This window comes from Micromonospora sp. NPDC047521, assembly GCF_055587305.1.
In genome coordinates this window covers 283,148-305,971 of record NZ_JBVJGN010000007.1, presented here as the reverse complement: position 1 = coordinate 305,971, position 22,824 = coordinate 283,148, and the positions used below count along the sequence as shown (strand labels likewise).

The following is a 22,824-nucleotide window of genomic DNA, read 5'->3' as shown; positions in this document are numbered from 1 at the left end:
CGCGACCTAGCCGACGAGGCGGCGTTCCCAGGCCCAGGCGGCGATCTCGACCCGGTTACGGGCCGGCAGCTTCGTCTGCACACTCGCCAGATGGGTCTTGACGGTGCCGACGGCGATGAAGAGCCGGGCGGCGATCTCGGCGTTGGTCAGGCCCCGGGCCACGAGCTTGACGACGTCGAGTTCCCGTGGCGACAGCCCGGCGTCGTCGTACGCCGGGGCGGGAGAGCTGAGATGCTCCAGCAGTCGTACCGTGATGGACGGACTGATCAGCGCGTCACCCGACACGGCCGCGCGGACCGCCTCCACCAGCAGCGCCGGCCCGGAGTCCTTGAGCAGGAAACCGCAGGCGCCGTTGGACAGCGCGGTGTGCACGTACTCGTCGAGGTCGAAGGTCGTCACCACGACGACCCGGACGGGCTCGGCGACACCAGGCCCGGCCAGCAGCCGCAGCGCCTCGAGGCCGTCGAGGCGCGGCATCCGGATGTCCAGCAGCACGACGTCCGGCCGCAGCCGCCGGGCCAGCTCGACGGCGGCGACGCCGTCGGCCGCCTCGCCGACCACCGCCATGTCCGGCTGCGCGCCGATGATCATGCCGAAGCCGGTACGGACCATCGCCTGGTCGTCGGCGACCAGCACCCGGATCACCGGGCCACCGCCGAGCGCAGCGGGAACGCGGCATCGAGCACCCAGCCACCGGCGACGCCCGGTCCGGCGGTGATCGTGCCGCCGAGGGCGCGTACGCGCTCGGTGAGGCCGATCAGGCCGAAGCCGTGCCCGCGGGCCGGCGCGGTACGCGGGGTCGCGCCGTCGTCGGCGACGCGGACCAGCAGCCAGTCCGGGGTACGACGCACGGACACGTCCACCGCCCGCGCGTCCGGAGCGTGCTGCCGGGTGTTGGTCAACCCCTCCATCACCACCCGGTACGCCGACGTCGACACCTCTACCGGCAGCCCGTCCAGGTCGCCGTCGACGTGCAGCCGAGCCGGCGCGTTCGCCGTCCCGTTGAACCCGGTCAACAGCGGCACCAGGTCGGTCACTCCGGCCAGCGGGGCCAGCGGCGCGTCAGGCGGGGCATCCGGGTTGCGCAGGATCCCGACCATCCGCCGCATCGAGGCCATCGTCTCGGCGCCGGCCCGCTCGATCTGTTCCAGGGCGACGATCACCCGCCGCGGGTCCTGCTCGGCGACGAACCGGGCGCCCTGCGCCTGCACCACGATGCCCGTCACGTGGTGGGCGATGAAGTCGTGCAGGTCCCTGGCGAACTCCGCGCGCTGCTCGGCTCTGACCAGCGCGATCGCCCGATCCCGACCGGCGGCGACGACGCGCAGGTAGAGCCCCACCCCGGCGGCGCCGGCCGCCGCGAGCGCCTGGAGCAGACCGAAGATCACGAGCAGGCTGTCGGTCCCGAGACGCAGCGGCATCGCCGCGACGGCGAGCCCGGCGACCACCGCGGCCCCCAGAGCGGGCCGGGGTGCGCCCCAGCGCGTCACCACGAACACCACACCGACCAGCCCGGCCGACTCGGCCAGCCCCCAGGTGCGGGCGAGCAGGACGCCGCCCCCGGAGAGGAACACCATCGCCGCGGTCACGGCCAGTGAGGCCGTGGCAAGTGCCAGGGCGGCCAGCGGCAGCCGGCGGGAACCCAGCCGGTGGACCGGCAGCCAGAGCGGCACCGTCGCCACCGCCAGGCCCATCGGCACCGGCAGGAACAGGAGAGTGGTGAATCTGGGGATGTCCTGCGTGCTGGACGCGAAGTCGAAGAGGGCGAGCAGGCCAAAGGCCACCAGGCCGGCGGCCTGGGCCAGGCGTACCCACCAACGTCGAAGATCCCTCGCGCTCATGATGACCCAGCGTAGCCAGCGGCGTGTCGACGGCAGATCAGCCGAAAGACAGACCCGCCGTCGGCGATACCCGGCCCCGGACCGATGCGCCCACCCGCCGGTGGCGGCGACGCTTCCCCTGTCACATCGCAGCCACTGGAGGAACAATGACACCCCACGCCCCGCCGCGGACCACGCATGCTGCGGTCGCCGCCGTCGACCTGGTGAAGGTGTACGGCAGCGGCGACACCGCGGTCCGCGCGCTCGACGGGGTCTCGGTCGGCTTCGGCCGCGCCGAGTTCACCGCGATCATGGGCTCGTCCGGGTCCGGCAAGTCGACACTCATGCACTGCCTCGCCGGCCTGGACACGGCGACCTCCGGCCGCGTCCTGCTCGGCGGCACGGAGCTCACAGGTCAGTCCGACCGGACGCTGACCCGGGTGCGCCGCGACCGGATCGGGTTCGTCTTCCAGGCGTTCAACCTGCTGCCGCAGCTCACCGCCGCGCAGAACATCACCCTGCCGCTGGACCTCGCCGGCCGGGAGCCCGACCGGCAGCTGCTGGAGCACCTGGTGCGGGTGCTGGGCCTGGGCGATCGGCTGGGCCACCGGCCCAGCGAGCTGTCAGGTGGACAGCAGCAGCGGGTGGCGCTCGCGCGGGCGCTGGTGTCGCGGCCCGAGGTGGTCTTCGCCGACGAGCCGACCGGCAACCTCGACTCCCGGTCCGGGGCGGAGGTGCTCACCATCCTGCGCGAATCGGTACGCGACCTCGGCCAGACAGTCGTCATGGTCACCCACGACCCGATCGCCGCCGCGTACGCCGACCGGGTCGTCCTGCTCGCCGACGGACGGGTCGCCGGGGAGATCGACAAGCCGGACCAGGGCTCCGTTACCGACGCGCTTGGTGAACTGGCGGCCCGCGCATGAGGGCGACAGTGCTGCGTACCCAGGTGAGCGCCGCCGCCCGCCGCCCCGGCCGGCTGATCCTGACCGGCCTTGCCATCCTGGTCGCCGCGTTCGTCGTCTTCGGCACCGTGCTCGTGCAGGAGATCACCGAACGGACCGTGCGGGACAACCTCAGTGGCACCCCGGCCGCCACCGACCTGGTGATCGGTGACGACGAGCAGCCGCCACCCACCGCGGCGCAGTTGCAGCGGGTCCGTGCCGTGCCCGGTGTGGCCGAGGCAGTGGGCCGGCCGGCGGTCGGTGTCTCCTTCGGCGAGGGGTACCTCAATCTCCAGGCCGACCCCGGTGTCGGCCCGCTGGCCACGGTGCGTGTGATCGAGGGCAGCTACCCGGACCAGCCCGGCGAGATCGCGATCACCCCGCGGACCGCCGAGCGGCTCGGGCTCGCGGTGGGCGCCTCGACCAGCGGCACCGGCGGCGAACTCACCGTGCCCGCCCGGCTCACCGTCACCGGCCTGGTCGACACCCCCGACGACGCAGGCCTGGACGCGTACGCGCCGGACAGCGTCGTGACCGCCTGGGCGCGCCTGAGCACCGTGCAGCGCATCGACGTGCGGGTGGCCTCCGGCGAGTCCGCCGAGTCCGTCCGCCAACGGGTCACCGCCGTGGTCGGCGCCGAGCAGCCGGTCCGCTCCGGGGCCGAGGTGCGCGATGCCGAGGCCAACGAGGCCGCCGAGCAGGTCGGGCGGCTCTTCGTGCTGGTCGGCGTGTTCGTCGCGATCGCTGTCATCGCCGCCGCGCTGGTGGTCACCTCGACCTTCCGCATCGTCTTCGCCCAGCGGATGCGGCACCTCGCGCTGCTGCGCGCGGTCGGTGCCGGGCGCGCGACACTTGTGGGCGCGTTGACAGCCGAGGGAGCCCTGACCGGGCTGGTCGCCGGCGCCGTCGGCGTCGCCGGCGCGCTCGCCCTCGGCTACGCCCTGCCGGCGGTGTTGCGCGCGGCAGGCATGGCGGTCTCGTCGCCCGGTCTGCCGCTGACGGCGGCCGTCGCGGTGATCGTCGGCGCCGTCGTGATCACCGTCCTGGCCGTGCTGGCGCCGGCGCTCTCCGCCTCCCGGGTCTCCCCGCTGGAGGCGCTGCGCACGGCGAGCACCACCGCCGGCCAGCGTGGCATCGGAGCGCTCCGCCTCGGCGCGGGCCTGCTGCTGGCCGTGGGCGCGGTCCTGGCCGCCGTCGGGACGTGGCACCGGTTGCCGACGCCGGAACAGGAGTCGTACGACCCGACGATGCCTCTGCTCCTGCTGGTCGGGTCCGGCGCGCTGGCGTTCTTCGCGCTTGTGGCCCTCGGTCCACTGCTGGTGCGGCCGGTGCTCGCCGTGGTGGGTTGGCCGCTGCGTCAGCTCGGCCCGCACGGCCGGCTGGCCGTCGGCGGGATCGGCGGTACGCCGCGCCGCGCGGCAGCGGTCTCCGTCGTGGTCGCGCTCGGGGTGACCCTGATCTCCGGGGTGGTCATCGGAGGCGCGTCGATGGGGGTGCTGGCCGATCGGGAGATGGCGCTCTCGGCGCCCACCGACTTCGAGGTCACCACGAACGGCGCAACGCTGCCGGCGTCGGTCGTGACCCGGGCCGAGACGGCGCGCGGGGCGCTGGCCCGGGTGGTGCCGTACCGGCGGGTCGCCGACGTCACGTTGACGCGCGGTGACGACCGCCTCGGCGACGCCGAGTCCGGCTACCCGACGAGTGACCTGGACGTGGCCGCGTTGCCGACGACCCGCAGCCTGGACGTGGCGCAGGGCTCCCTTGCCGACCGTGGACCGGGGCGCGTCGTGCTCGGCAGCTGGGTGGCCCGTGACACCGGCCTGCGGGCCGGCGACACCGCCGCGCTCGCCCTCGGCGGCAGGAGCGTCGACGTACGCGTCGCGGCGGTCCTGCCCGACCACGGCCCGCTGCACGCCGGCATCCTGGCCGACCGCGGCGACCTCGACCGGCTCGGTGTGCCCACGGCGTACACCGGTCTGCTTGCCGACGCGGCGGGGTCCGGCGAGGAGGGCCGCACGGCAGGGGTACGGGCGCTGCGGCAGGCGATCCAGGGCAGCGAGGGGGTGGGGCTCTCGGTGCTCGCCGACGAGCGGGACCGCAACGACGAGGTGCTGGGCACCCTGGTCTGGATCGCGGTCGGACTGGTCAGCCTCACCGTGTTGATCGCGGTCGTCGGCGTGGGGTCCACCACCGCGCTCTCGGTGGTGGAGCGCATCCGCGAGTCCGGTCTGCTCCGCGCGATCGGTCTGTCCCGGGTGGGCCTGCGCACCATGCTGACCGCCGAAGCGGGCCTGTACGGGGTGATCGGCGCGACAATCGGTCTGCTGCTCGGCGTCCCGTACGCGTGGCTGGCGGTGCAGACGCTCGGGATCAACGCACCGCTGACCGTGCCGGTGCTGTCGCTGGTCGGGCTGTTCCTGGTGCTCGTCGCGTTGACCGCGTCGGCCGGGGTGCTGCCGGCCCGGCGGGCGGCGCGGGTCAGCCCGGTGGTGGCGCTCGGGGTGGACGGCTGAGCACGACGGTGGGTCGGCGCGCGGCGGCGCCGACCCACCGTCGTCCGGTCAGTTCGGGTTGTCGGCGTGGGTGAGCGTCTCCCAGGCGACGAAGAGGTTGTTGGTGCCGGCCGGCCGCTGCTGCAGCGTGAGGGTCTGCGTGTTGGTCATGACGTTGCCCAGCCTGTTGCTCATCGCGTTGAAGCCGACCTCGGTGATCGGGCCGAGGCCACGGGTGAGGCTGCCGCCGCAGAGCCAGGAGGGCGGCGCCTCGCCGAGTTGGTAGCGCGAGTGGAAGCCGAGCGCCTGCCGCAGCCGCTCACCGACCTGGGGGTAGAGATCCCGTCCCTGGATCCGGGAGGTCTCGGCGACGTGCGAGATGGCGGAGATCCCGTACCCGGTGTGCACGAAGTCCCGGCAGGTCTCCTGCGCGAGGCCGGCGACGAACGTGGACTGGCCCTGCCAGTAGCCGATGATCTCGGAGCTGGTGTCCAGGCCGCTGCCGGGCACCGTGTACGGCAGCGCGCCGTCGGTGGGCAGGTAGACGAAGGCCCGGGCGCGGTTGAGGAAGCGGGTGACCGCCGCGTCGTAGGCGCCACGGTCCTCCAGGAAGACGGCGATACCGATCGCTGCCTCCATCATCGTCAGTTCCCAGTTGCCGTTGCTGTTCGACCCGTTGCGCACGACAGGCAGGTAGACGGTGCGCAGCATGGTGGCGAACCGGTTGGCGTTGGGCCAGCCCGTGTACGTGTACCTGATGATCTCGGCGGCCCGGGGCCAGACCGAGGCGGCCCAGCCGGTCTGCAACGGCGCGTTGCTGCCGGTGTGCGAGGTGACAGTCGCGGACCAGGCGTCCATGATCTGGATGGACTTCTGCGCGTACCGGGCGTCGCCTGTGATGTACCAGGCGAGCGCGTCGGTGTACGCGGCGATGGCGTCCTCGCGTTCGTCGGTGCAGCCGTTGTTCGGATTGGAGTACGACCCGCACTCGACGACCGCGCGGGGTGCCGGGGTACGCGACAGCGAGGCGTACCGGCTGCTCATCATCTGGTTGTACGCCGCCGCCCACGGCTGCGCGCCGGCCTGCACGCGCCCCCTGACGAAGTCGAGCTGACCCCGGCTGACCAGGACGCCTGGGTGGGTGAAGCCGCCCGAGGACGGCGGTGGGGTGCCGCCGCCGGTGGGCATTGTCCAGGTCTGGTTCGCGGTGCCGGTGCAGCTCCAGATCTGCAGCGGTGTCCCGTCGGCGGAGCTGGGGCCTGTCGCGTCGAGGCACTTGCCGGAGGTGGGGTTGATCAGCTGCCCGGCGCTGGCCGACCACTGCTGCGCGCCGGTGCCGTTGCAGTCGTAGATCTGCACGCGGGCACCGTTTGCGGTGCTGGCGGCGGCGATGTCGAGGCATCTGCCCAGCGCCCTGATGGTGCCGTCGTCGCCCACCGTCCACTGCTGCGCGGTCGACCCGTTGCAGGTGTAGAGCTGCACAGGTGTGGCGTTGGCCGGGTTGGCGCCGGCCACGTCGACGCACTTGCCGCCGTACCCCGTGATCGCGCCCGTCCCGGCTGCCAACGCGGCGGGGGCGCCGACGGCCAGGCCGGTCGGTACGGCGAGCAGGGCCGCGGCGAGGGCGGAGGTCAACCTGATGCGGGCAGGGCGGGGTGGGGGCCCGGCCATTCGTCGCGCCATGTCGGGGTCCTTCCGGGCGGCGAAACAACTGTAAAGTCTGTTAATCATTACAGTCATGCGCATCGATATCAATGTCTTCGCCGCAATTGCCGCCGTCAGGGATGCATCGTCGCTCCCTTGAGGACCTTGTCCACGACCGTGCGCCCCGCGTGCAGGGCCAACCCCACCAGGTCGAGCTTCTCCCGGCCGACCGCCTGCACGGCGGCCCGGTTGTCCCGGTCGTTGCCGGTGGCGAACAGCTCGGACGTGAACACCGCGAGCCGCAGCCCGCGGGCGAGGGCCCGCGAGTGCGCGTTGGTCAGGGTCGCCCGGTCGCCGGCGAAGACCAGCACCGGCTGGCCGAACATCGGCAGGTACGCCGTACCGTCCGCGTCGCGGTACTCCTCGCCGAGCAGCTCCGGCTCGGCGTGCGCGATGCCACTTACCAGAAAGGCGGTGACGTTGAGTCGCTGCCAGCCGACCAGGTCGTTGCGGAGCAGCACGGCGATCTTGGTGGGAAAGCGGATCGGTTTGGTCATGGCGTCGAGCCTGCCGGTGCCGGCACCCACCGGTCTTGTACGTTCTTAGCGTGGCCACCCGCCCGGCCGGCTCGCAGGTCAGCGCGTGGCGACCCGCCGTCGCCGGGGTCGCCGAGGTCTTCCACGCCCGTTTCGTGGACCACGCGTACCCACGGCACGTCCACGACGTGTGGACGCTGCTGATCGTGGACGACGGCGCGGTCCGCTTCGACCTCGACCGGCACCGGCACGGCGCGCTGCGCACATCGGTCACCCTGCTGCCGCCGTACGTGCCGCACGACGGCCGCTCCGCCACGGCCGGCGGCTTTCGCAAACGGGTCCTGTACCTCGACACCTCGGCCCTCGCCCCCGACCTGGTCGGCCGGGCGGTGGACGAGCCGGACCTGGCCGATCCGCGCCTGCGGGACCGGATCCACCACCTGCACCACGTGCTCGCCACACCGGGCGAGGAGTTCGAGGCCGAGAGCCGCCTCGCGCTCATCCTGGACCGGCTGCGCGCGCAACTGTTCCGACGGACGCCGGTAGGCACCGAGCCGGCCGTGCCCGGCCTCGCCGACCGGCTCCGTGAGCTGCTGGACGCCCGGACCGTCGACGGTGTCACGCTTCGCGAGGCCGCCGACCTCCTGCACGCCCACCCGACCCACCTGGTCCGGACCTTCACACGCGCGCACGGGCTGCCACCACACTCGTACCTGACCGGTCGCCGGGTCGAGCTGGCGCGTCGCCTGCTCCTCGCGGGTCAGCGCCCCGCCGACGCCGCCACGGCCGCCGGGTTCTTCGACCAGGCGCACCTGAGCCGTCACTTCCGGCGATTTCTGGGCGTCAGCCCGGCCCGCTACCCGGCCGCGCCCCGGGGTCAGACGAGCTGACCGCCGATGACGGAGAGCAGCCGCAGCTTCTCGTCGCTCTCCGAGCCGGGCACGGCGGTGAAGACCAGCAGCGTCTGGGACTGGTCCGGATCCACGAGCGTCTGGCAGTGCAACTCCAGCGGACCGACCTGCGGGTGCAGGAAGCGCTTGGGCGGGCAGTAGCCGCCCGGCACCGGGTGCTCCCGCCACAGCCGCGCGAACTCCGGGCTCACGGCCAGCAGGTCGTCGACGATCGCCGCCGCTCGCGAGCCCCGCCCGTCGCGGGTGTACGCGGCGTGCAGGTGCGCCACGAGGAGCCGGCTCTGCGTCGCGTGGTCCTCGGCCGGGTGCCGCTGTCGCGCCGTCGGGTCGGTGAACCAGCGGTGGTGCGCGCTGCGCCCCAGCCCGGTGTGCCGGGTCTCGTCGCCGAGCAGGGCGATGGCCGGCCCGGTCTGCGCCAGGGTCTCGCCGAGGTGGTTCACCACCTGGGCGGGGGTGTCGTGCATCCGGTCGAGAATGCGCATCATCCCCGGGTTGACGTGGTCGGCCCGTACCGTGCGGTGGGGGACGGCGTGACCGGCGAGCTGGAAGAGGTGGTCCCGTTCGGCCAGTGACAGGCGCAGACCGCGGGCCAGGGCGGCGAGCATCTGCTCGGACGGGTGCGGCCCGCGCCGCTGCTCCAACCGGGTGTAGTAGTCGGCGGACATTCCGCTCAACGTGGCGACTTCCTCGCGGCGCAGACCGCCGGTACGGCGACGCTGCCCCGGGGCAGACCGACGTCCTCCGGTTGGAGCGCCTCGCGTCGGGTGCGCAGGAAGCTGGCGAGCTGGGCGCGGTCCACGGTGACTCCTTTTCCCACCGGCAGGTGCCGGCGCCCTGGTTGCAACGCGCGAGTCGGCACTCGGTGTTCCACCGGCCCGGCCCGGCGCGAACCGGGCCGGGCCATACCGTCAGCGCTGGATGGACTTCGTCTCCAGGAACTCCTCCAGACCCATCCGGCCGAACTCACGGCCGTTGCCGGACTGCTTGTACCCGCCGAACGGGGCGAGCGGGTTCCAGTGGCCGCCGTTCACGTCGACCTGACCCACACGCAGTCGCCGCGCCACGGCGAGGGCGTGCTCCGGCTCACCGAAGACACCGTTGGTCAGGCCGTACGGGGTGCCGTTGGCGATGGCCAGGGCCTCGTCCTCGTCAACGTAGGGGATGATCGTCAGCACCGGGCCGAAGATCTCCTCCTGGGCGATCGCTGAGGCGGGGTCGACGTCGGCGAAGATCGTCGGCTGGACGTACGCGCCGACCGGCAGGCCCTCGGGCCGCTCCGGACCGCCGAACACGAGCCGGGCGCCGTCGGCGATGCCCCGCTCGATGTAGCCGACGACCTTCTGTCGGTGCGCCTCGGACGCCATCGGGCCGATCCTGGTGGCCTCGTCGGTCGGGTCGCCGACGGCGTACTGCTTCGCGGCCTCGACGGCCAGCGCCACGACCTCGTCCTGGCGGGCGGCGGGCACCAGCATCCGCGGCCACGCCCCGCAGACCTGACCGCCGTTGCTGAACGCCATCATGAGTCCCCGCTCGACCGCGGCGGGCAGGTCGGCGTCGTCGAGGATGATGATCGCGCCCTTGCCGCCCAGCTCCACCGCGACCCGCTTGACTGTCGCAGCTGCCACGGCGGAGATGCGCCGCCCGGCCCGGGTGGAGCCGGTGAACGAGATCATGTCGACGTCCGGGTGGGCGGTGATCGCCTCGCCGACCGTCGCGCCGGTGCCGTACACGACGTTGAACACCCCCGCCGGTACGCCGGCGTCGGCGGCGGCCTCGGCGAGGACGCGCGCGGTCAGCGGGGCGTTCTCGGACGGCTTGAAGACCATCGTGTTCCCGGCGAGCAGCGCGGGCGCCAGCTTGGAGACGATCTGCTGCAACGGGAAGTTCCACGGCGTGATGGCACCGACCACGCCGATCGGTTCGCGCGCGACAAGCGAGTTGCCGATCTCCTCGGTCCAGGCGAAGTCGTCGGCGAGGCCGGCGACGGAGTCGACGACGGCGGCCGGGAAGGCGACCTGGGCGGTGCGGGACATGCCGATCGGGGAACCCATCTCGGCGGTGATCGCCTGGGCGATCTCCTCGGTGCGTGCGGCGAGGCGGTCGCCGAGGCGGCGCAGCACGTCCGCCCGGTGCCGCGGGGTGGTCGCCGCCCAGGCGGGGAAGGCGGCCCGGGCGGCGGCGACGGCCCGCTCGACGTCGGCTGCGGTGCCGGCCGGGATCTCGGCGACCGTGTCACCTGTTGCCGGGTTCACGACGGGAAGGGTGCCGGCCGAACCGGCGACGGTCTCGCCACCGATCCAGTGGCCGGTGACGGTGGAGGTGGAAGATGTCATGGACCGACCGTGGCACCGGCGGAGATCCCCAACCAGGTGCGGTTTATCCAGGGTGTGACGATCCCTGGCTGGGGCCCGCGATGCTCAGAGGGCCGGCGGCCCGCCCGCCCGCGCCCTCCGGCTGTGTGCCCACTCGCCCGTGCCCTCCGGCTCTGCGCCCTCCGCGTGGGTGCTGCGGGCCCCGACCTCGCGCTGTGGGCCCTTTGCTCTGCTTAACTCCACGCGACAGTGTGGTGCCCGCCCTGGTGCGTGGAATTAAGCAGAGCAAAGGGCGCCTTCAGGGGGTGGGCCGCCGGGTCGGGGCTGCGTTGCGCCTCCACGCGGGCACTGCTCTGCCACCTCGCCGCCGCTGGGCTCGGGCGACTCACAGGCTGATCGACACACCAACGATTGGCTGTAATCGCACGGCCGTTCGGATGCGCGCGCGGGTGGTCACGAAAACCGGCGGCGAACCGTCACAACTGGCGGTTACTCTGCCTCCGCGCGTCGTTGCCCCGGCACGCCGCGCCCCGCGCCCGGTCGGCGCGGCATCGCCGCCACCGCCCACCACTGGCCGGCTCATACGACCTCAGGAGAGTTTGTGACACAGCAATCCGTCGCGACATCGGACAAACTCGACGCCGCGGTGCTCAAGGTGGCAGGCGTCGTGGTCCTCGGCGCGATCATGTCGATCCTCGACGTGACTGTGGTCAGCGTCGCGCTGCCCACGTTCCAGACCGAGTTCGACGCGTCCTACGCCCGCGTCGCGTGGACGATGACCGCCTACACCCTCGCCCTGGCCACCGTGATCCCGCTCAGCGGGTGGGCGGCCGACCGGTTCGGCACCAAACGCCTCTACATGGTGGCGTTGGCGCTGTTCACCATCGGGTCCGGGCTCTGCGCCACCGCCGACACGATCGGCGAGCTGATCGGCTACCGCGTGTTGCAGGGCCTCGGCGGCGGCATGCTCATGCCGCTGGGCATGACCATCATGACCCGCGCGGCCGGGCCGCACCGGATCGGCCGGCTGATGGCCGTCCTCGGCATCCCGATGCTGCTCGGGCCGATCGGCGGCCCGATCCTCGGCGGCTGGCTGATCGACACCGCGAGCTGGCACTGGATCTTCCTGATCAACCTGCCGATCGGTGTCGTGGCGCTCGTCTACGCGCAGCTCGCGCTGCCCAAGGACGCACCCGAGCCGTCCGAGTCGTTCGACTTCGTCGGCATGCTCATGCTCTCGCCGGGCCTCGCCCTGTTCCTGTACGGGGTCTCGTCCCTGCCGGAGGCGGGCACCTTCACCGAGGCCAAGGTGTGGGCTCCGATGCTGGTGGGCGGCGCGCTGGTGGTGGCGTTCGTGCTCTACTCGTTCAAGCCCCGGCACCCGCTGCTCGACCTGCGGCTGTTCCGCAACCGCAACCTCACCATCGCCTCGGTGACGCTGTTCGTGTTCATCATCGCGTTCATGGGCGCCGGCCTGCTGTTCCCGAGCTACTTCCTGCAGGTGCGCGGCGAGTCCACGTTGGCCGCCGGCCTGCTGATGGCCCCTCAGGGCATCGGCGCGATGATCACCATGCCGATCGCCGGCACGCTGGCCGACCGGATGCCGATCGGGCGTACCGTCCCGTTCGCGCTGGCGCTCATCGTGGCCGGGTTCTTCAGCTTCACCCAGGTCGACCCGCAGACCTCGTACTGGCTGCTCGGCGGGTCGCTGTTCGTGATGGGCCTCGGCATGGGCGGCACCATGATGCCGATCATGACCTCGGCGCTGCGGACGTTGCAGGCCCAGGAGGTGGCCCGCGGCTCGACGCTCGTCAACATCCTCCAGCAGATCGGCGGGTCGGTCGGCGCCGCCGTCATGTCGGTGATCCTCACCAACGAGCTGAACGGTTCCCGGCCGATCCCCGGCGCGGTGGACCCGAGCGGCAAGCCGATCACCGAGGCCGGGCTGGCCATCGCCGCCCAGCAGCGACCGGAACTGCTCCAGCAGACGCCCGTGGATCCGTCGCTCATCGAACGCGGGCTCAACTTCGCCGCCACGGCGTTCGCCCACACGTTCTGGGTCGCGTTCGCGCTCGTCGTGCTGACGTTCATCCCGGCCGCCCTGCTGCCGCGTCGGCGTCCCCCGGCGCAGCTCGACGACCAGCAGGTCGAGCAGCTCAAGACGCCCATCGCCATGCACTGAGCGTCCCGCCGCGCTCAGCTCCCCGTGCGGGCTGAGCGCGGCGGTCCGGCGTCAGCGAAGCGGGCCGTCGCCGGGTCCGTTCGGGTCGTCGACCAGGTGGATCGCTGCTTCCTCGGCGCTGGCGGCGCCCGCGTCGATCCCGGCGTCCCAGGCCACCGACTCGGCCTCGTCGTCCTCGCGGACACCCTCGTCGTAGGCGACGAGACGACCCGCGCGACCCTCGGCCTCGTACCCCCGTCGGGTCAGCTCGTCCTCGTCGTCGCCGCCCTCGGCGTACGGGTCGACGTCCGGCTCCTCCTGGGCGAGGTACTGCTCCAGGGACTCCCCGGCCCGCTCCTCGGCAGGCGTGGTGCCGAACCGGTTCGCCGCCGTCCAGTGGTCCTCGGCCACGATGCCGGTGTCGAGCGGGTCGCCGACCCGGTCGTCGTCCAGCGTGTCGGAGGCGTCCAGGACGCCGTCGTCCTCGGCCACGTTCCACTCGTCGACGGAATCCATCCGCTCGGTCTGGCTCACGGCGGTCTCTCCTTCGTCACGGCGCAGCGAAGTGCCAAGCCTATGACCGTGCAACGCCGCCGCCTCCCGAGGCCTGCCCGCTGTGACGAACGGACCTCGGGCTCGGCGTACGCGTCAGCGCCGCAGCAGCTCCGCCACGGCCTCGGTGAACTCCGCAGGCTGCTCGATGTGCGCGAAGTGCCCGCTGCGCTCCAGCACCACCAGGCGCGAGTCCTTGACGCCCGCGTGCAACTCCTCGGCGAAGCGGGGCCCGCAGATGAAGTCGTACGCCCCCACGATCACCACGACCGGCACGGTGATCTCGCCGAGGTCGCCGCGCACGTCGAAGGGCGTGGGGTCCTGCGCGCCCGCCGGGGCGGACCAGACGCGCACCGCGGCCTGGAAGGGCGCGAACTCGTCCCGCCGACCCCAGAAGTCCGCGAAGTACACCGGAAGGGCCGCGCGTAGCGTGGCCGACAACGACTCGTCGTCGCTGGCCGCGCCGATCTGCGCGAAGGCGGCCGGGACCGCCGCCGCCTCCGGCCGGTCGGGGTGCCGTCGCGGGTACGCGGCGAGATTGGCCATCGCCTCGGCCCAGAACTCGGCACCGGTGACGGGCGAGGTGTCGTACAGGGCGAGACCGGCGACCCGGTCCGGGTGTGCCAGCGCGTACCGCTGCACGACGAAGCCGCCGTGCGAGTGGCCGAGGAGATGCACCCGGGGCGCGCCGAGGTGGTCGACAACGGCGTCCAGGAACCGGACATACGTGTCGAGACGGTAGTCGTCGCGGTTGTCGAGGCGTCCCGAGGCGCCGGTCCCGACCGGCTCGACGTACACCATCGTGAAGTGCTCCTCCAGGCCCGGCGCCCGCAGGTACGACCACTCGATGCCGGGGCCGCCGGAGTGCGCCACACACACCGGTCCGGTGCCGGCGACGTGGTAGACCTGCCGGACCCCGTCGACGGTGAGGGTGTGGCTGCCCGGCGCGAGCGCGCCGACGTCGTGGCGGGTGGAACCCATGAACTATCTCCCGATCCGTGACCCGTGCGGCTGGTGCCGCGACGGCGACTGGTGACTGGCACGGACCAGATGCGCGGGCCGGGGGAAAGGTTCGCTCGGCTCGGAATCTTTTCTCAGACCCGCGCCGGGAGGGGGTGGAAGAGGGTGAACCGGCGCACCCGGCCCTGGTGCAGCTGCTGCAACCAGAGCGCCGCGGGCGGGCAGTGCTCCGGATCGTCCGGCGGGCTGAGCAGGTCGGTCTCCCAGATCAGCACGTCCCCGCTGGACACCACGTTGCGCAGCCGCTGGCGTACCCCGGCCTCCAGGTCGCCGTTCATGCCGCGGACCGCCAGGTCGCGGCCGCCGCGCCGGCCACCCGGCACGATCATCTCGGCGTCCGGCCACCAGTGCTCACGCACGACCCGGTCGAAGTCGCCCCGCATCGCCGTGTCGATCATGTCGCGGCCCTCGCGCCAGCGGGCGTCGTCGGCCGCCGTGGAGTCGGCGTACGCGGACGCCGCGGAGGTGCGCAGCCCGCCGGCGAGCGCGCGGCGGGCATGGTTGAGGCGGCTGCGGACGGTGCCGACCGGCACGCCGCAGACGGCCGCGATCTGCTCGTACGAGCAGGCGTCGCTGAAGTACCGCAGCAGGGTGACGAGCCGGTCGGATTCGGACAGCTGCCCGACGGCGTGCCACACCCAGTCGCGCAGGACGGTGCGGTCCAGCGCCTCCTCGGGGGTGGGGGTGGTGGAGGGAGGCGTGAACCATTCCGGCTCGGCGACGGGAACCGGCCGTGGGCCGCGCAGCGTCATGCGGGCGTTGTTCCGCACGATCGTGCGCAGCCACGAGCCGACAGAGGCGGGATCGCGGACCTCCCCGATGCGCCGAACCGCCACCACCATCGCGTCCTGCACGGCGTCCTCGGCGTCCGGCCCGTAGCCGAGAAGGCTCAGCGCGACGGCCCGCATCCCGGCCTCGTGGCGGGCCAGCAGCACACCGAGCGCCCCCGCGTCCCCGGCCTGCGCGAGCACTACCAGATCCGCGTCACTGTGCGTCACGTGTACCTCCTCCCGCACGTCCCGCGTCACCCTTTATGCGGGGTTTCAGGCGACTTCCGGCTGCCCATCCACCCGTACCAGCCTACGACCTGTGACTGCGCCGCCCGATGGGCCGGTACCGGCCCCCGGAGGCCGGGAGTCGGCTGCCGCGACGAGAATGACGCACGTCGGTCGTAGCGTGGGCACCATGGCCGAGCTGACCTGGGCGCAGGTGTGCGCCCGACGGCTCCGGCGGCACGCGCTGTCGGCGATGGCGGACCAGCTGCCGGAACCGGACACCTCGCGCATCGCCGACGTGGTGTCAGTGATGTGCGGCGCGCACGCCCAGGTCGCCTCCGCCGCCGAGGTGTCGGTCGGGCTGCGGGTGCCCGGCGCCACCCGCGCCCTGGTGCGCCGGGCGCTCTGGACGGACCGCACGCTGATCAAGAGCCGCGGCCCGCGTGGCACCGTGCACCTGCTCGCCGCCGCGGACCTACCGATGTGGACCGGTGCGCTGGCGGCGCTGCCCGCTCCACCGTGGGAGCGCAGCGGCGGCCTGTTGACCCCCGCGCAGCTCCGGCAGGTGCTCGCGGCCATCGCCGACGCGGTCGCCGAGGCCGACCTGACCACCGCCGAGCTGACCGAGGAGGTCGTGGCCCGCACCGGCCCGTGGGCCGGCGACCGCGTCGTGGAGGCGTTCCAGGACACCTGGCCGCGCTGGACCGCCGCGATGGCCGCCGCCTTCCGCGGCGGAGCCGTCTGCTTCGGTGCCAACCGGGGGCGTGCCACCACGTACACCAGCCCCGCCCGGTGGCTGCCCGGGCTCACGCCGATGGCCGGCCGGCCCGCGCTCGCCGAGGTCGTCCGCCGTTACCTGTACGCGTACGGGCCGGCCACCCCGGCACAGTTCGCCAGGTGGCTGGGGGTGCTGGAGTCGTGGGCGGCGTACCTGTTCGGCTCACTGGACCTGGCCGAGGTGACAGTGGCGGGCACACCGGCCTATGTGGTCGCCGGTGACACCGATTTTCCGGAGGACCGACCGTCGGGAGTGCGGCTGCTTCCCTACTTCGACGCGTACACGGTGGGTTGCCATCCGCGTGACCTGCTCTTTCCCGGCGCCGCCGCCGATCGGGCGCTGTCCCGGGGGCAGGCCGGCAACTATCCGGTGCTGCTGGTGGGCGGGACTGTCGCCGGCGTCTGGCACCTTCGTCGCTCCGGCCGCCGGATACACGTCACCGTCGAGCCTCTGGAGCCACTCGGCCCCGCGCGACGGCGGGAGGTGGAGCAGGAGGCCGAGCGGGTCGGCCAGATCCTGGAGGGCCAGGTCTCGTCGACAATCGGCACGGTCGGTGTCGGCCCGCACGCCTGAGCCGGGCACGATGAGGCGGTGCACATCGAACCGGTCGACCACTCGCCCCGACAGGCGTTCGCCTGGGCGGTCCTGCGTCAACGCTGGGAGGACCTCACGTTCCTGCACTGGGCCGTCAATCCGGCACTCGTCGCACCGCTGCTGCCGCCCGGGACCCGGCCGGACACCCTGGACGGTGTCAGCTACGTCGGGCTCATCGGTTTCCGGATGGTCGGGTTGGGCTTCGGTCGCGGCCCGGGCATCCCGTACCTGGGCACGTTCTGGGAGACGAACGTGCGGCTCTACTCGGTCGACGACAACGGCCGCCGGGCCGTCGTGTTCCGCTCGCTCGACGCGTCCCGCCTCGTGCCGGTGCTTGTGGCGCGGGTGACGCTGGGTCTGCCGTACCTCTGGTCGTCGATGCGGTTGGACCGCGACGGCGACCTGCGCACCTACCGGTGCCGGCGTCGCTGGCCGGGCCCGGCGGGTACGACGAGCCGGATGGTGGTGCGGGTGGGGGAGCGGATCGACGAGCCGACGTCCCTTGAGCATTTCGTCACCGCCCGCTGGGGGCTGCACACGCGGGCGTACGGGCGCACGCTGCACCTGCCGAACTGGCATCCGCGCTGGCCGCTGCACCGGGCCGAGCTGCTGGACCTGGACGACGAGCTGGTCGCCGCCGCCGGACTGCCGGTGCCGGTCGGGCCGCCGGTGAGCGTGCTGTACTCGCCTGGTGTGCCTGTGGCGTTCGGTGCGCCGGTGGCGGCCCGGCCGGACGGGGCCGGGCAGCCTGGCCCTCAGTAGCGACCGCCCTCGGGCGCGGGGAGCGCGTCCAGGTCGGCCAGGTCCTCGGCGCTGAGCCGCACGTCGCCTGCCGCGCAGTTGTCCGCCAGGTACGTCGGCGTCTTGGTGCCGGGGATCGGGATGACGAGGCGGCCCTGGGCGACGACCCACGCGAGGGCGACCTGCGCGGGGCTGACCCCGGCCCGGTCGGCGATCTCGCGGACCCGCGCGACGATGGCGAGGTTGGCCCGCAACGCGTCCTGCTGGAAGCGCGGCAGACCGCGGCGGAAGTCGTCGGCGGGCAGGTCGTCGAACGAGGTGAACCGGCCGGTGAGGAACCCCCGACCCAGCGGCGAGAACGGCAGGAAGGCGATGCCCTGCTCGGCGCAGTACGGCACCACCTCGGTCAGCGGGTCGCGGGTCCACAGCGACAGCTCCGACTGCACCGACGCCACCGGGTGGACCGCCTGGGCCCGCACGATCTGGGTCACGCTCACCTCGGACAGACCGATCTGTCGCGCCTTGCCGGCAGCCACGACCTCCGCCATCGCGCCCCACGACTCCTCGATGGGCACCTCCGGGTCGACCCGGTGCAGCTGGTAGAGGTCGACGTGGTCGGTGCCGAGTCGGCGCAGGCTGGCGTCGATCGCCGCGCGGATGTGCTCGGGACGGCCGTTGTTGCCGAGCTTCGGCGAGTTGCCGGGGCCGCCGGTCGGAGACGTCGCCACCAGCCCGACCTTCGTCGCCAGGACGGCCCGTTCCCGGTGGCCGCCGGCCAGCGCCCGGCCGACCAGCTCCTCGTTTGTGTACGGCCCGTACACGTCTGACGTGTCGATCAGGGTGGCGCCCAGGTCGAGAGCCTGGTGGATGACCGAGATCGAGGTGTCGTCGTCGCGGGGGCCGCTGATGTCGTAGCCGTGGCTCATGCCCATGCACCCGAGACCGATGACGCCGACCTCGGGCCCCGCACTGCCCAGTGTGGTGGTTCGCATGCGCCCTACGCTACGACCGTTCCGCCCGCCGCGCGGTGGCGGCCGGTGCCGGTCGGTATCGTCGGGCGGTGCGCGTCCGCGAGTTCGCCTGGCCCGACTACGACGGCGTGGCGGCACTGTGGACCGGGTCGGGACGGGACGTGCTGTCCCGCGCGGAGTTGACCGCGAAGCTGGTTCGGGATCCGCAGTTGTTCCTGGTCGCCGAGGTGGCCGACGCTGTCGTGGGAGTGGTGCTCGGCACCTACGACGGGCGCCGGGGGATGATCCTGCGGCTGGCCGTGGCTCCGGCGTACCGTCGCCGGGGCGTCGCCACCACGCTCGTCGCCGAGGTGGAGAGGCGGTTCGCGGCGCTGGGGTGCCCCCGGGTGAACCTGCTGGTCCTGCCGGAGGACACCGCCGCGCTCCGGTTCTGGCAGGCACTGGGGTACGTGCCCCAGCCCGACGTTCTCTGCTCCAAGCCGCTGAGCCGGTAGGCGTCGAGCCGCGTTCGTCGCCGGGGATGCCCGGTGGACGCCCCTAGAATCGATATCCTTGACTGTCTGCGGTGTGGTGTCGCAGGTGGTCGGCGCGAAGGGGGTGCGGGAAGTGGGACCTGACGAGCGGGGCAGGCTGTTCGAGCAGGCGCGGGAGCTGTCGCAGCGGCAGGACGCCTGGGCGGAGGCCGACCGCCTGTGGGTGCGGGTGATCGACGCCTACCGGCAGGCGGTGCGCGACCCGGATCGGGCCGACCGCCGCGACCACCAGCAGTTGGCGCGGGCGCTGTGGCGACGCGGGATGCTGCTGTCCGCCCGTGGCCGGTCCGTCGAGGCGATGGCCCCCGGCGGTGAGGCGGTAGCCATCTTCGAGCGGGTGTACGACGCGGTGGCGGCCGAGGGTGGGAGCGTGACGGCCGCGCCCCGGGACGACGCCCTCGCGGAACTGGTCACCGCGCTCGTGGATCTCGCCGAGATCGCGTTCTCCGCAGGTCAGCCCGCCACCCGTCGGGACCTGCTGGAACGGGCGGTGGCGGTGGGTCTGACCTCGGCCGGCGATCCGCCGTCCGCCGGGCCGCGCACCCGGGAGGCGATGGGTACGGCCTACCACAACCAGGCGACGGCGCTGCTGCACCGGCACCTCACCCGGCCGTCGTCGGCGGACGGCGCCCAGGAGGCGGCGCTCGCGGCGTCGCGTGCCTGCGAACTGCGGCAGGGGCTGCTCGACCTGGCCCGCCCGCTGACCTTCTGGGAGATGGCCAACACCTACGGGGTGTACGCGCAGTGCCTGGTCCTGATCGGCGACCTCGACCGGGCGGCGATGGTGCTGGCGATGGGCAACCGGTTCGTGGAGACGCTGGGCCCGGCCGCCGAGGTGCCCGCCCAGAAGTTGCGGACCGCGACCGAGATGCTGGCCCGGGAGAGGGGCGGGGCCGCCCCACGTCGCTGGGGCTGGCGGCGGCGCTGACCCGCGCTTGCTGGACATAGCAGTCGATCGATATTGTGCGCGAAGGCGCCGCCCCGCCTCAGACCGTCACCGTCGATCCGAAGCGGGTTCCGCATGCGCACACTGAGACTTGTCACATCGCTGGCCGTCGCCGGCCTGCTCGCCGGCGCGGTGGCGATGACCGCCACGCCGGCCAGCGCGGCGACAGCCGCCTTCTCCGTGACGAACAACTGGGGCAGCGGCTATCAGGGCCAGGTCACCGTCACCAACGACACCTCCGCACCGATAAGCGGTTGGCGGGTCGAGTTCGACCTGCCGGCCGGTACGACAATCAGCCAGTCGTGGAACGCCCAGCAGACGACCTCCGGCAACCACCACACCTTCGCCAACGTGTCCTGGAACGGCACCCTCGGGGCCGGCGCCTCGACGTCGTTCGGCTTCCTCGTCAACGGCTCCGGCACGCCTGTGAACTGCACGGTCAACGGCGCCTCCTGCGTCGGCGGCCCGCCGCCGACGACCCCGCCGCCCACCACCCCGCCGCCCACCACCCCGCCGCCGACCACCGGCACGCCCGTCGAGCGGTACGGGCAGTTGCGCGTCTGCGGTACGACGATGTGCGACAAGAACGGCTCACGGGTGCGGCTGCGCGGCATCAGCAGCATGTGGCTCAACTGGGAGACCGCCCCGTACGCCGAGAACCTCTCCGCGTTGACCTGGATGCGGGACAACTGGAACCTCCAGGTGATCCGCGCGGCGATGGGCGTCGAGCCCGCCGGGGCGTACCTGAGTGACCCGGGCAGGGCGCGGGCGCAGGTGGAAACCATCATCAACAACGCGGTCACCGCCGGCGTGTACGTGATCGTCGACTGGCACGCCCACGAGGCGCAGAACAACCAGTCCCAGGCGGTGGCGTTCTTCGGCGACCTGGCCCGCCGCTACGGGCACCTGCCAAACGTGATCTGGGAGCCGTGGAACGAGCCGCTGCAGTTCAGCTGGACCGGCGTCATCAAGCCGTACCACCAGGCGGTGGTGTCCGCGATCCGCGCCGCCGACCCGGACAACATCGTCGTGCTCGGCACCCCCACGTGGTCGCAGGACGTGGACGCGGCGGCGGCCAGCCCGGTCGCCGGCACCAACCTCATGTACACGCTGCACTTCTACTCGTGCACGCACGGCGCGTCGCTGCGGGCCAAGGGTGACGCGGCGATCCGCGCCGGGCTGGCGCTGTTCGTCACCGAGTGGGGCGCCAGCAACGCCGACGGCGGACTCGACGGCCGGGCCTGCCTGCCGGAGGCGCAGTCCTGGATCGACTGGATGACGTCGAACGGCATCTCCTGGACGGCCTGGAAGCTCGACGTCGGCACGGACACCACAAACCTGCTGAGCCCCGGCGCGCCGGTGACCGGCGGATGGACCAACTACCTGCACGGCCACGCGCCGTTCGTGGTCGCCAACATGAGGTGACACGGCCGCGCGCCTGATCGCCTTCAGGTCGCCGATGTCGGGGTATCCGGGTCAGTGGGATGCCCCGACACCGGCGCTCCACCGGCACCGTTTCGCGTCGGCGCCCGCGGGTCAACCAACCGGGGGCCTCTCGAGGCCTACCGACGCGACGAACGCCCGCCAGGCGGCGGGTGGGAAGAGCAGCACCGGACCCCGTCGGTCCTTCGAGTCCCGCACGGGCACCACGCCTGGGAGATTGGTGGCGACCTCGACGCAGTTACCGCCGTTGTCCCCGCTGCGGGTGCTCGTGCGCCAGATGGCGTTGCTCAGATCAGTCATGCCGCATCTCCCCGATGATGGTCTTGATCATGTCGCTCGATTCTGCCTCGGGAAGCGCCAGCCTCTCCAGACCCTGCCAGGCATCCTCGTAGGCGCGTAGCTCGTCCGGCTTGTCGAGGTACAGCGCTCCGGTGAGGGATTCGCTGTAGACCACCGACGGCTCGGGAACCGCCCGGCCGCCGTCGCCTGCCGGAAAGTCGAGGATGACGAAGGAGCCGGCTGCCGCCCCCGGGTGCGGCCCGGCGGCGAGCGGGACCACCCGCACCGACGCGTTCGGTAGTTCGGACACCTCGAGCAGGTGGGTGAGCTGCGCGGTCATCACGCTGCGACCGGAGACGACACGGCGGAGGGCTGCCTCCGAGAGCACCGCCTCCAGGTGGGGAGGCTGGGGCAGACGACGCCTCAGCAACGCCTGCCGTTGCAGCCTCACCTCGACCGCCCGTTCGCGGTCCTGGGCGCTGATCCGGCTACCCGTCTGGTAGAGCGCGACGGCGTAGCTGCGGTGCTGGAGCAGGCCGGGGATCAGCGTCTCGCCGTACTCGCGCAGGCGGGAGGCGGCGGATTCCAGGCCGACGTACAGCTCGAACCAGCTCGGCACCGCGTCACCGTACGCGTGCCACCAGCCCTTGGACTTCGTCTCCACGGCCAGGCCGCGCATCGCGGCGGTCATCTCCGGCGGCACCCCGTACAGCTCGCACATCGCCTTGACGTCGAGCACCCGGACGGACCCGCTGCCGCACTCGATGCGCCAGATCTTCTGCCTGCTGTATTCCAGTGCCTCGGCGGCGGCGTCGAGTGTCACCCCTGCCTCGTTGCGGTACTGCCGCAGCAGCCGGCCGAGTTGCCGGCGCGGCACGGTCGATCCAACATCCTCGGCCATTCGCACACTCCCCGATTCCATGCCGCAACGCTGCGTCACGCCGCCCTGCAACACCTACGTGGTGCAGCGGCGAATGTCAATGCACAACAAGGGCTTCGCGGTTTCGGGTGTTGCATCAGCGCTGCTGACCGTCACCGGACGACCACACGGCGACACGCCCCGGTCGGCCACGACGAGGCGACCCGAAGAGACCGCTGTGTCCGAAGACGATCAGCCGGCAGAACGGCGCGTCACCTTAACGCGCCGGAAAC

General features: G+C 72.6%; 20 protein-coding genes and 1 pseudogene. 9 read left to right on the top strand and 12 right to left on the bottom strand.

Features of this window, described 5'->3' with window-relative positions; all coding sequences use genetic code 11:
* Positions 1–6: 6 nt before the first annotated feature.
* Both ACZ6N8_RS18435 and ACZ6N8_RS18430 read right to left on the bottom strand, forming a co-directional pair.
* Complete coding sequence (locus ACZ6N8_RS18435; RefSeq protein WP_466011333.1) at positions 7–645, bottom strand: response regulator; 639 nt, start codon at positions 643–645, stop codon at positions 7–9.
* The gene (locus ACZ6N8_RS18430; RefSeq protein WP_466011331.1) at positions 642–1,841 is read right to left on the bottom strand and encodes a sensor histidine kinase; all 1,200 of its coding nucleotides are present in this window, start codon (positions 1,839–1,841) and stop codon (positions 642–644) included. The genes ACZ6N8_RS18435 and ACZ6N8_RS18430 overlap by 4 nt, the downstream gene beginning before the upstream one ends.
* 146 nt (positions 1,842–1,987) lie before the next feature.
* Between ACZ6N8_RS18430 and ACZ6N8_RS18425 the strand changes: the two genes are divergently transcribed.
* Together ACZ6N8_RS18425 and ACZ6N8_RS18420 are read left to right on the top strand one after the other, a co-directional pair.
* Positions 1,988–2,746: an ABC transporter ATP-binding protein gene (locus ACZ6N8_RS18425; protein ID WP_466011330.1), complete on the top strand. Its 759-nt coding sequence runs from the start codon at positions 1,988–1,990 to the stop codon at positions 2,744–2,746.
* Positions 2,743–5,277 carry an FtsX-like permease family protein gene (locus ACZ6N8_RS18420; RefSeq protein ID WP_466011329.1) on the top strand — a complete coding sequence of 845 codons (2,535 nt, stop codon included), beginning with the start codon at positions 2,743–2,745 and terminating at the stop codon, positions 5,275–5,277. The genes ACZ6N8_RS18425 and ACZ6N8_RS18420 overlap by 4 nt, the downstream gene beginning before the upstream one ends.
* 48 nt (positions 5,278–5,325) lie before the next feature.
* On the opposite strand, the gene ACZ6N8_RS18415 is transcribed toward ACZ6N8_RS18420, so the two are convergent.
* Positions 5,326–6,939, bottom strand: a complete 1,614-nt coding sequence (locus ACZ6N8_RS18415) for a ricin-type beta-trefoil lectin domain protein (protein WP_466011328.1) — start codon at positions 6,937–6,939, stop codon at positions 5,326–5,328.
* A 95-nt stretch (positions 6,940–7,034) separates the two neighbouring features.
* On the bottom strand, positions 7,035–7,457 hold the full coding sequence (locus tag ACZ6N8_RS18410) for a DUF2000 family protein (protein WP_466011327.1): 423 nt from the start codon (positions 7,455–7,457) through the stop codon (positions 7,035–7,037).
* Positions 7,458–7,507: 50 nt separating this feature from the next.
* Between ACZ6N8_RS18410 and ACZ6N8_RS18405 the strand changes: the two genes are divergently transcribed.
* The gene (locus ACZ6N8_RS18405; protein WP_466011326.1) at positions 7,508–8,326 is read left to right on the top strand and encodes a helix-turn-helix transcriptional regulator; all 819 of its coding nucleotides are present in this window, start codon (positions 7,508–7,510) and stop codon (positions 8,324–8,326) included.
* On the opposite strand, the pseudogene ACZ6N8_RS18400 reads toward ACZ6N8_RS18405, so the two are convergent.
* Positions 8,314–9,146, bottom strand: a pseudogene (locus tag ACZ6N8_RS18400) (helix-turn-helix transcriptional regulator). The gene ACZ6N8_RS18405 and the pseudogene ACZ6N8_RS18400 overlap by 13 nt on opposite strands.
* Before the next feature lie 109 nt (positions 9,147–9,255).
* Complete coding sequence (locus ACZ6N8_RS18395) at positions 9,256–10,680, bottom strand: aldehyde dehydrogenase family protein (RefSeq protein WP_466011324.1); 1,425 nt, start codon at positions 10,678–10,680, stop codon at positions 9,256–9,258.
* Positions 10,681–11,260: 580 nt separating this feature from the next.
* On the opposite strand from ACZ6N8_RS18395, the gene ACZ6N8_RS18390 reads away from it, so the two are divergent.
* Complete coding sequence (locus ACZ6N8_RS18390) at positions 11,261–12,841, top strand: DHA2 family efflux MFS transporter permease subunit (RefSeq protein WP_466011322.1); 1,581 nt, start codon at positions 11,261–11,263, stop codon at positions 12,839–12,841.
* Positions 12,842–12,892: 51 nt separating this feature from the next.
* Here the strand turns inward: ACZ6N8_RS18390 and ACZ6N8_RS18385 are convergent, their stop codons facing one another.
* The 3 genes from ACZ6N8_RS18385 to ACZ6N8_RS18375 all read right to left on the bottom strand — a co-directional run bounded on the left by ACZ6N8_RS18385 (position 12,893) and on the right by ACZ6N8_RS18375 (position 15,390).
* Positions 12,893–13,354 (bottom strand): DUF5709 domain-containing protein, encoded by a 462-nt coding sequence (locus ACZ6N8_RS18385; RefSeq protein WP_387118022.1) that lies wholly within the window; start codon positions 13,352–13,354, stop codon positions 12,893–12,895.
* Between the two features lie 114 nt (positions 13,355–13,468).
* Entirely contained in the window at positions 13,469–14,353 is an 885-nt protein-coding gene (locus ACZ6N8_RS18380; protein WP_466011320.1) for an alpha/beta fold hydrolase, read from the bottom strand.
* Between the two features lie 113 nt (positions 14,354–14,466).
* On the bottom strand, positions 14,467–15,390 hold the full coding sequence (locus tag ACZ6N8_RS18375; RefSeq protein WP_466011318.1) for an RNA polymerase sigma factor: 924 nt from the start codon (positions 15,388–15,390) through the stop codon (positions 14,467–14,469).
* A 187-nt stretch (positions 15,391–15,577) separates the two neighbouring features.
* Here ACZ6N8_RS18375 and ACZ6N8_RS18370 point away from each other — a divergent pair, with 187 nt between their 5' ends.
* Positions 15,578–16,738, top strand: coding sequence for a winged helix DNA-binding domain-containing protein (locus ACZ6N8_RS18370; protein ID WP_466011317.1), 1,161 nt, complete (start codon positions 15,578–15,580; stop codon positions 16,736–16,738).
* Positions 16,739–16,756: 18 nt separating this feature from the next.
* Positions 16,757–17,521, top strand: a complete 765-nt coding sequence (locus ACZ6N8_RS18365) for a YqjF family protein (protein WP_466011315.1) — start codon at positions 16,757–16,759, stop codon at positions 17,519–17,521.
* Here ACZ6N8_RS18365 and ACZ6N8_RS18360 read toward each other — a convergent pair.
* A complete protein-coding gene (locus ACZ6N8_RS18360; protein WP_466011314.1) occupies positions 17,515–18,492 on the bottom strand; it encodes an aldo/keto reductase in 978 nt (325 codons plus the stop codon). The two genes, ACZ6N8_RS18365 and ACZ6N8_RS18360, sit on opposite strands and share 7 nt — an antisense overlap.
* On the opposite strand from ACZ6N8_RS18360, the gene ACZ6N8_RS18355 reads away from it, so the two are divergent.
* The 3 genes from ACZ6N8_RS18355 (at position 18,477) to ACZ6N8_RS18345 (ending at position 21,375) form a co-directional block, all read left to right on the top strand.
* Positions 18,477–18,965, top strand: coding sequence for a GNAT family N-acetyltransferase (locus ACZ6N8_RS18355; RefSeq protein ID WP_466011312.1), 489 nt, complete (start codon positions 18,477–18,479; stop codon positions 18,963–18,965). The two genes, ACZ6N8_RS18360 and ACZ6N8_RS18355, sit on opposite strands and share 16 nt — an antisense overlap.
* 58 nt (positions 18,966–19,023) lie before the next feature.
* Positions 19,024–19,932: a hypothetical protein gene (locus tag ACZ6N8_RS18350; protein ID WP_466011311.1), complete on the top strand. Its 909-nt coding sequence runs from the start codon at positions 19,024–19,026 to the stop codon at positions 19,930–19,932.
* Positions 19,933–20,025: 93 nt separating this feature from the next.
* Entirely contained in the window at positions 20,026–21,375 is a 1,350-nt protein-coding gene (locus tag ACZ6N8_RS18345; RefSeq protein WP_466011310.1) for a cellulase family glycosylhydrolase, read from the top strand.
* Between the two features lie 111 nt (positions 21,376–21,486).
* On the opposite strand, the gene ACZ6N8_RS18340 is transcribed toward ACZ6N8_RS18345, so the two are convergent.
* Positions 21,487–21,693 (bottom strand): DUF397 domain-containing protein, encoded by a 207-nt coding sequence (locus tag ACZ6N8_RS18340; RefSeq protein WP_466011308.1) that lies wholly within the window; start codon positions 21,691–21,693, stop codon positions 21,487–21,489.
* A complete protein-coding gene (locus ACZ6N8_RS18335; protein ID WP_466011306.1) occupies positions 21,686–22,573 on the bottom strand; it encodes a helix-turn-helix domain-containing protein in 888 nt (295 codons plus the stop codon). The genes ACZ6N8_RS18340 and ACZ6N8_RS18335 overlap by 8 nt, the downstream gene beginning before the upstream one ends.
* Positions 22,574–22,824: the final 251 nt, after the last annotated feature.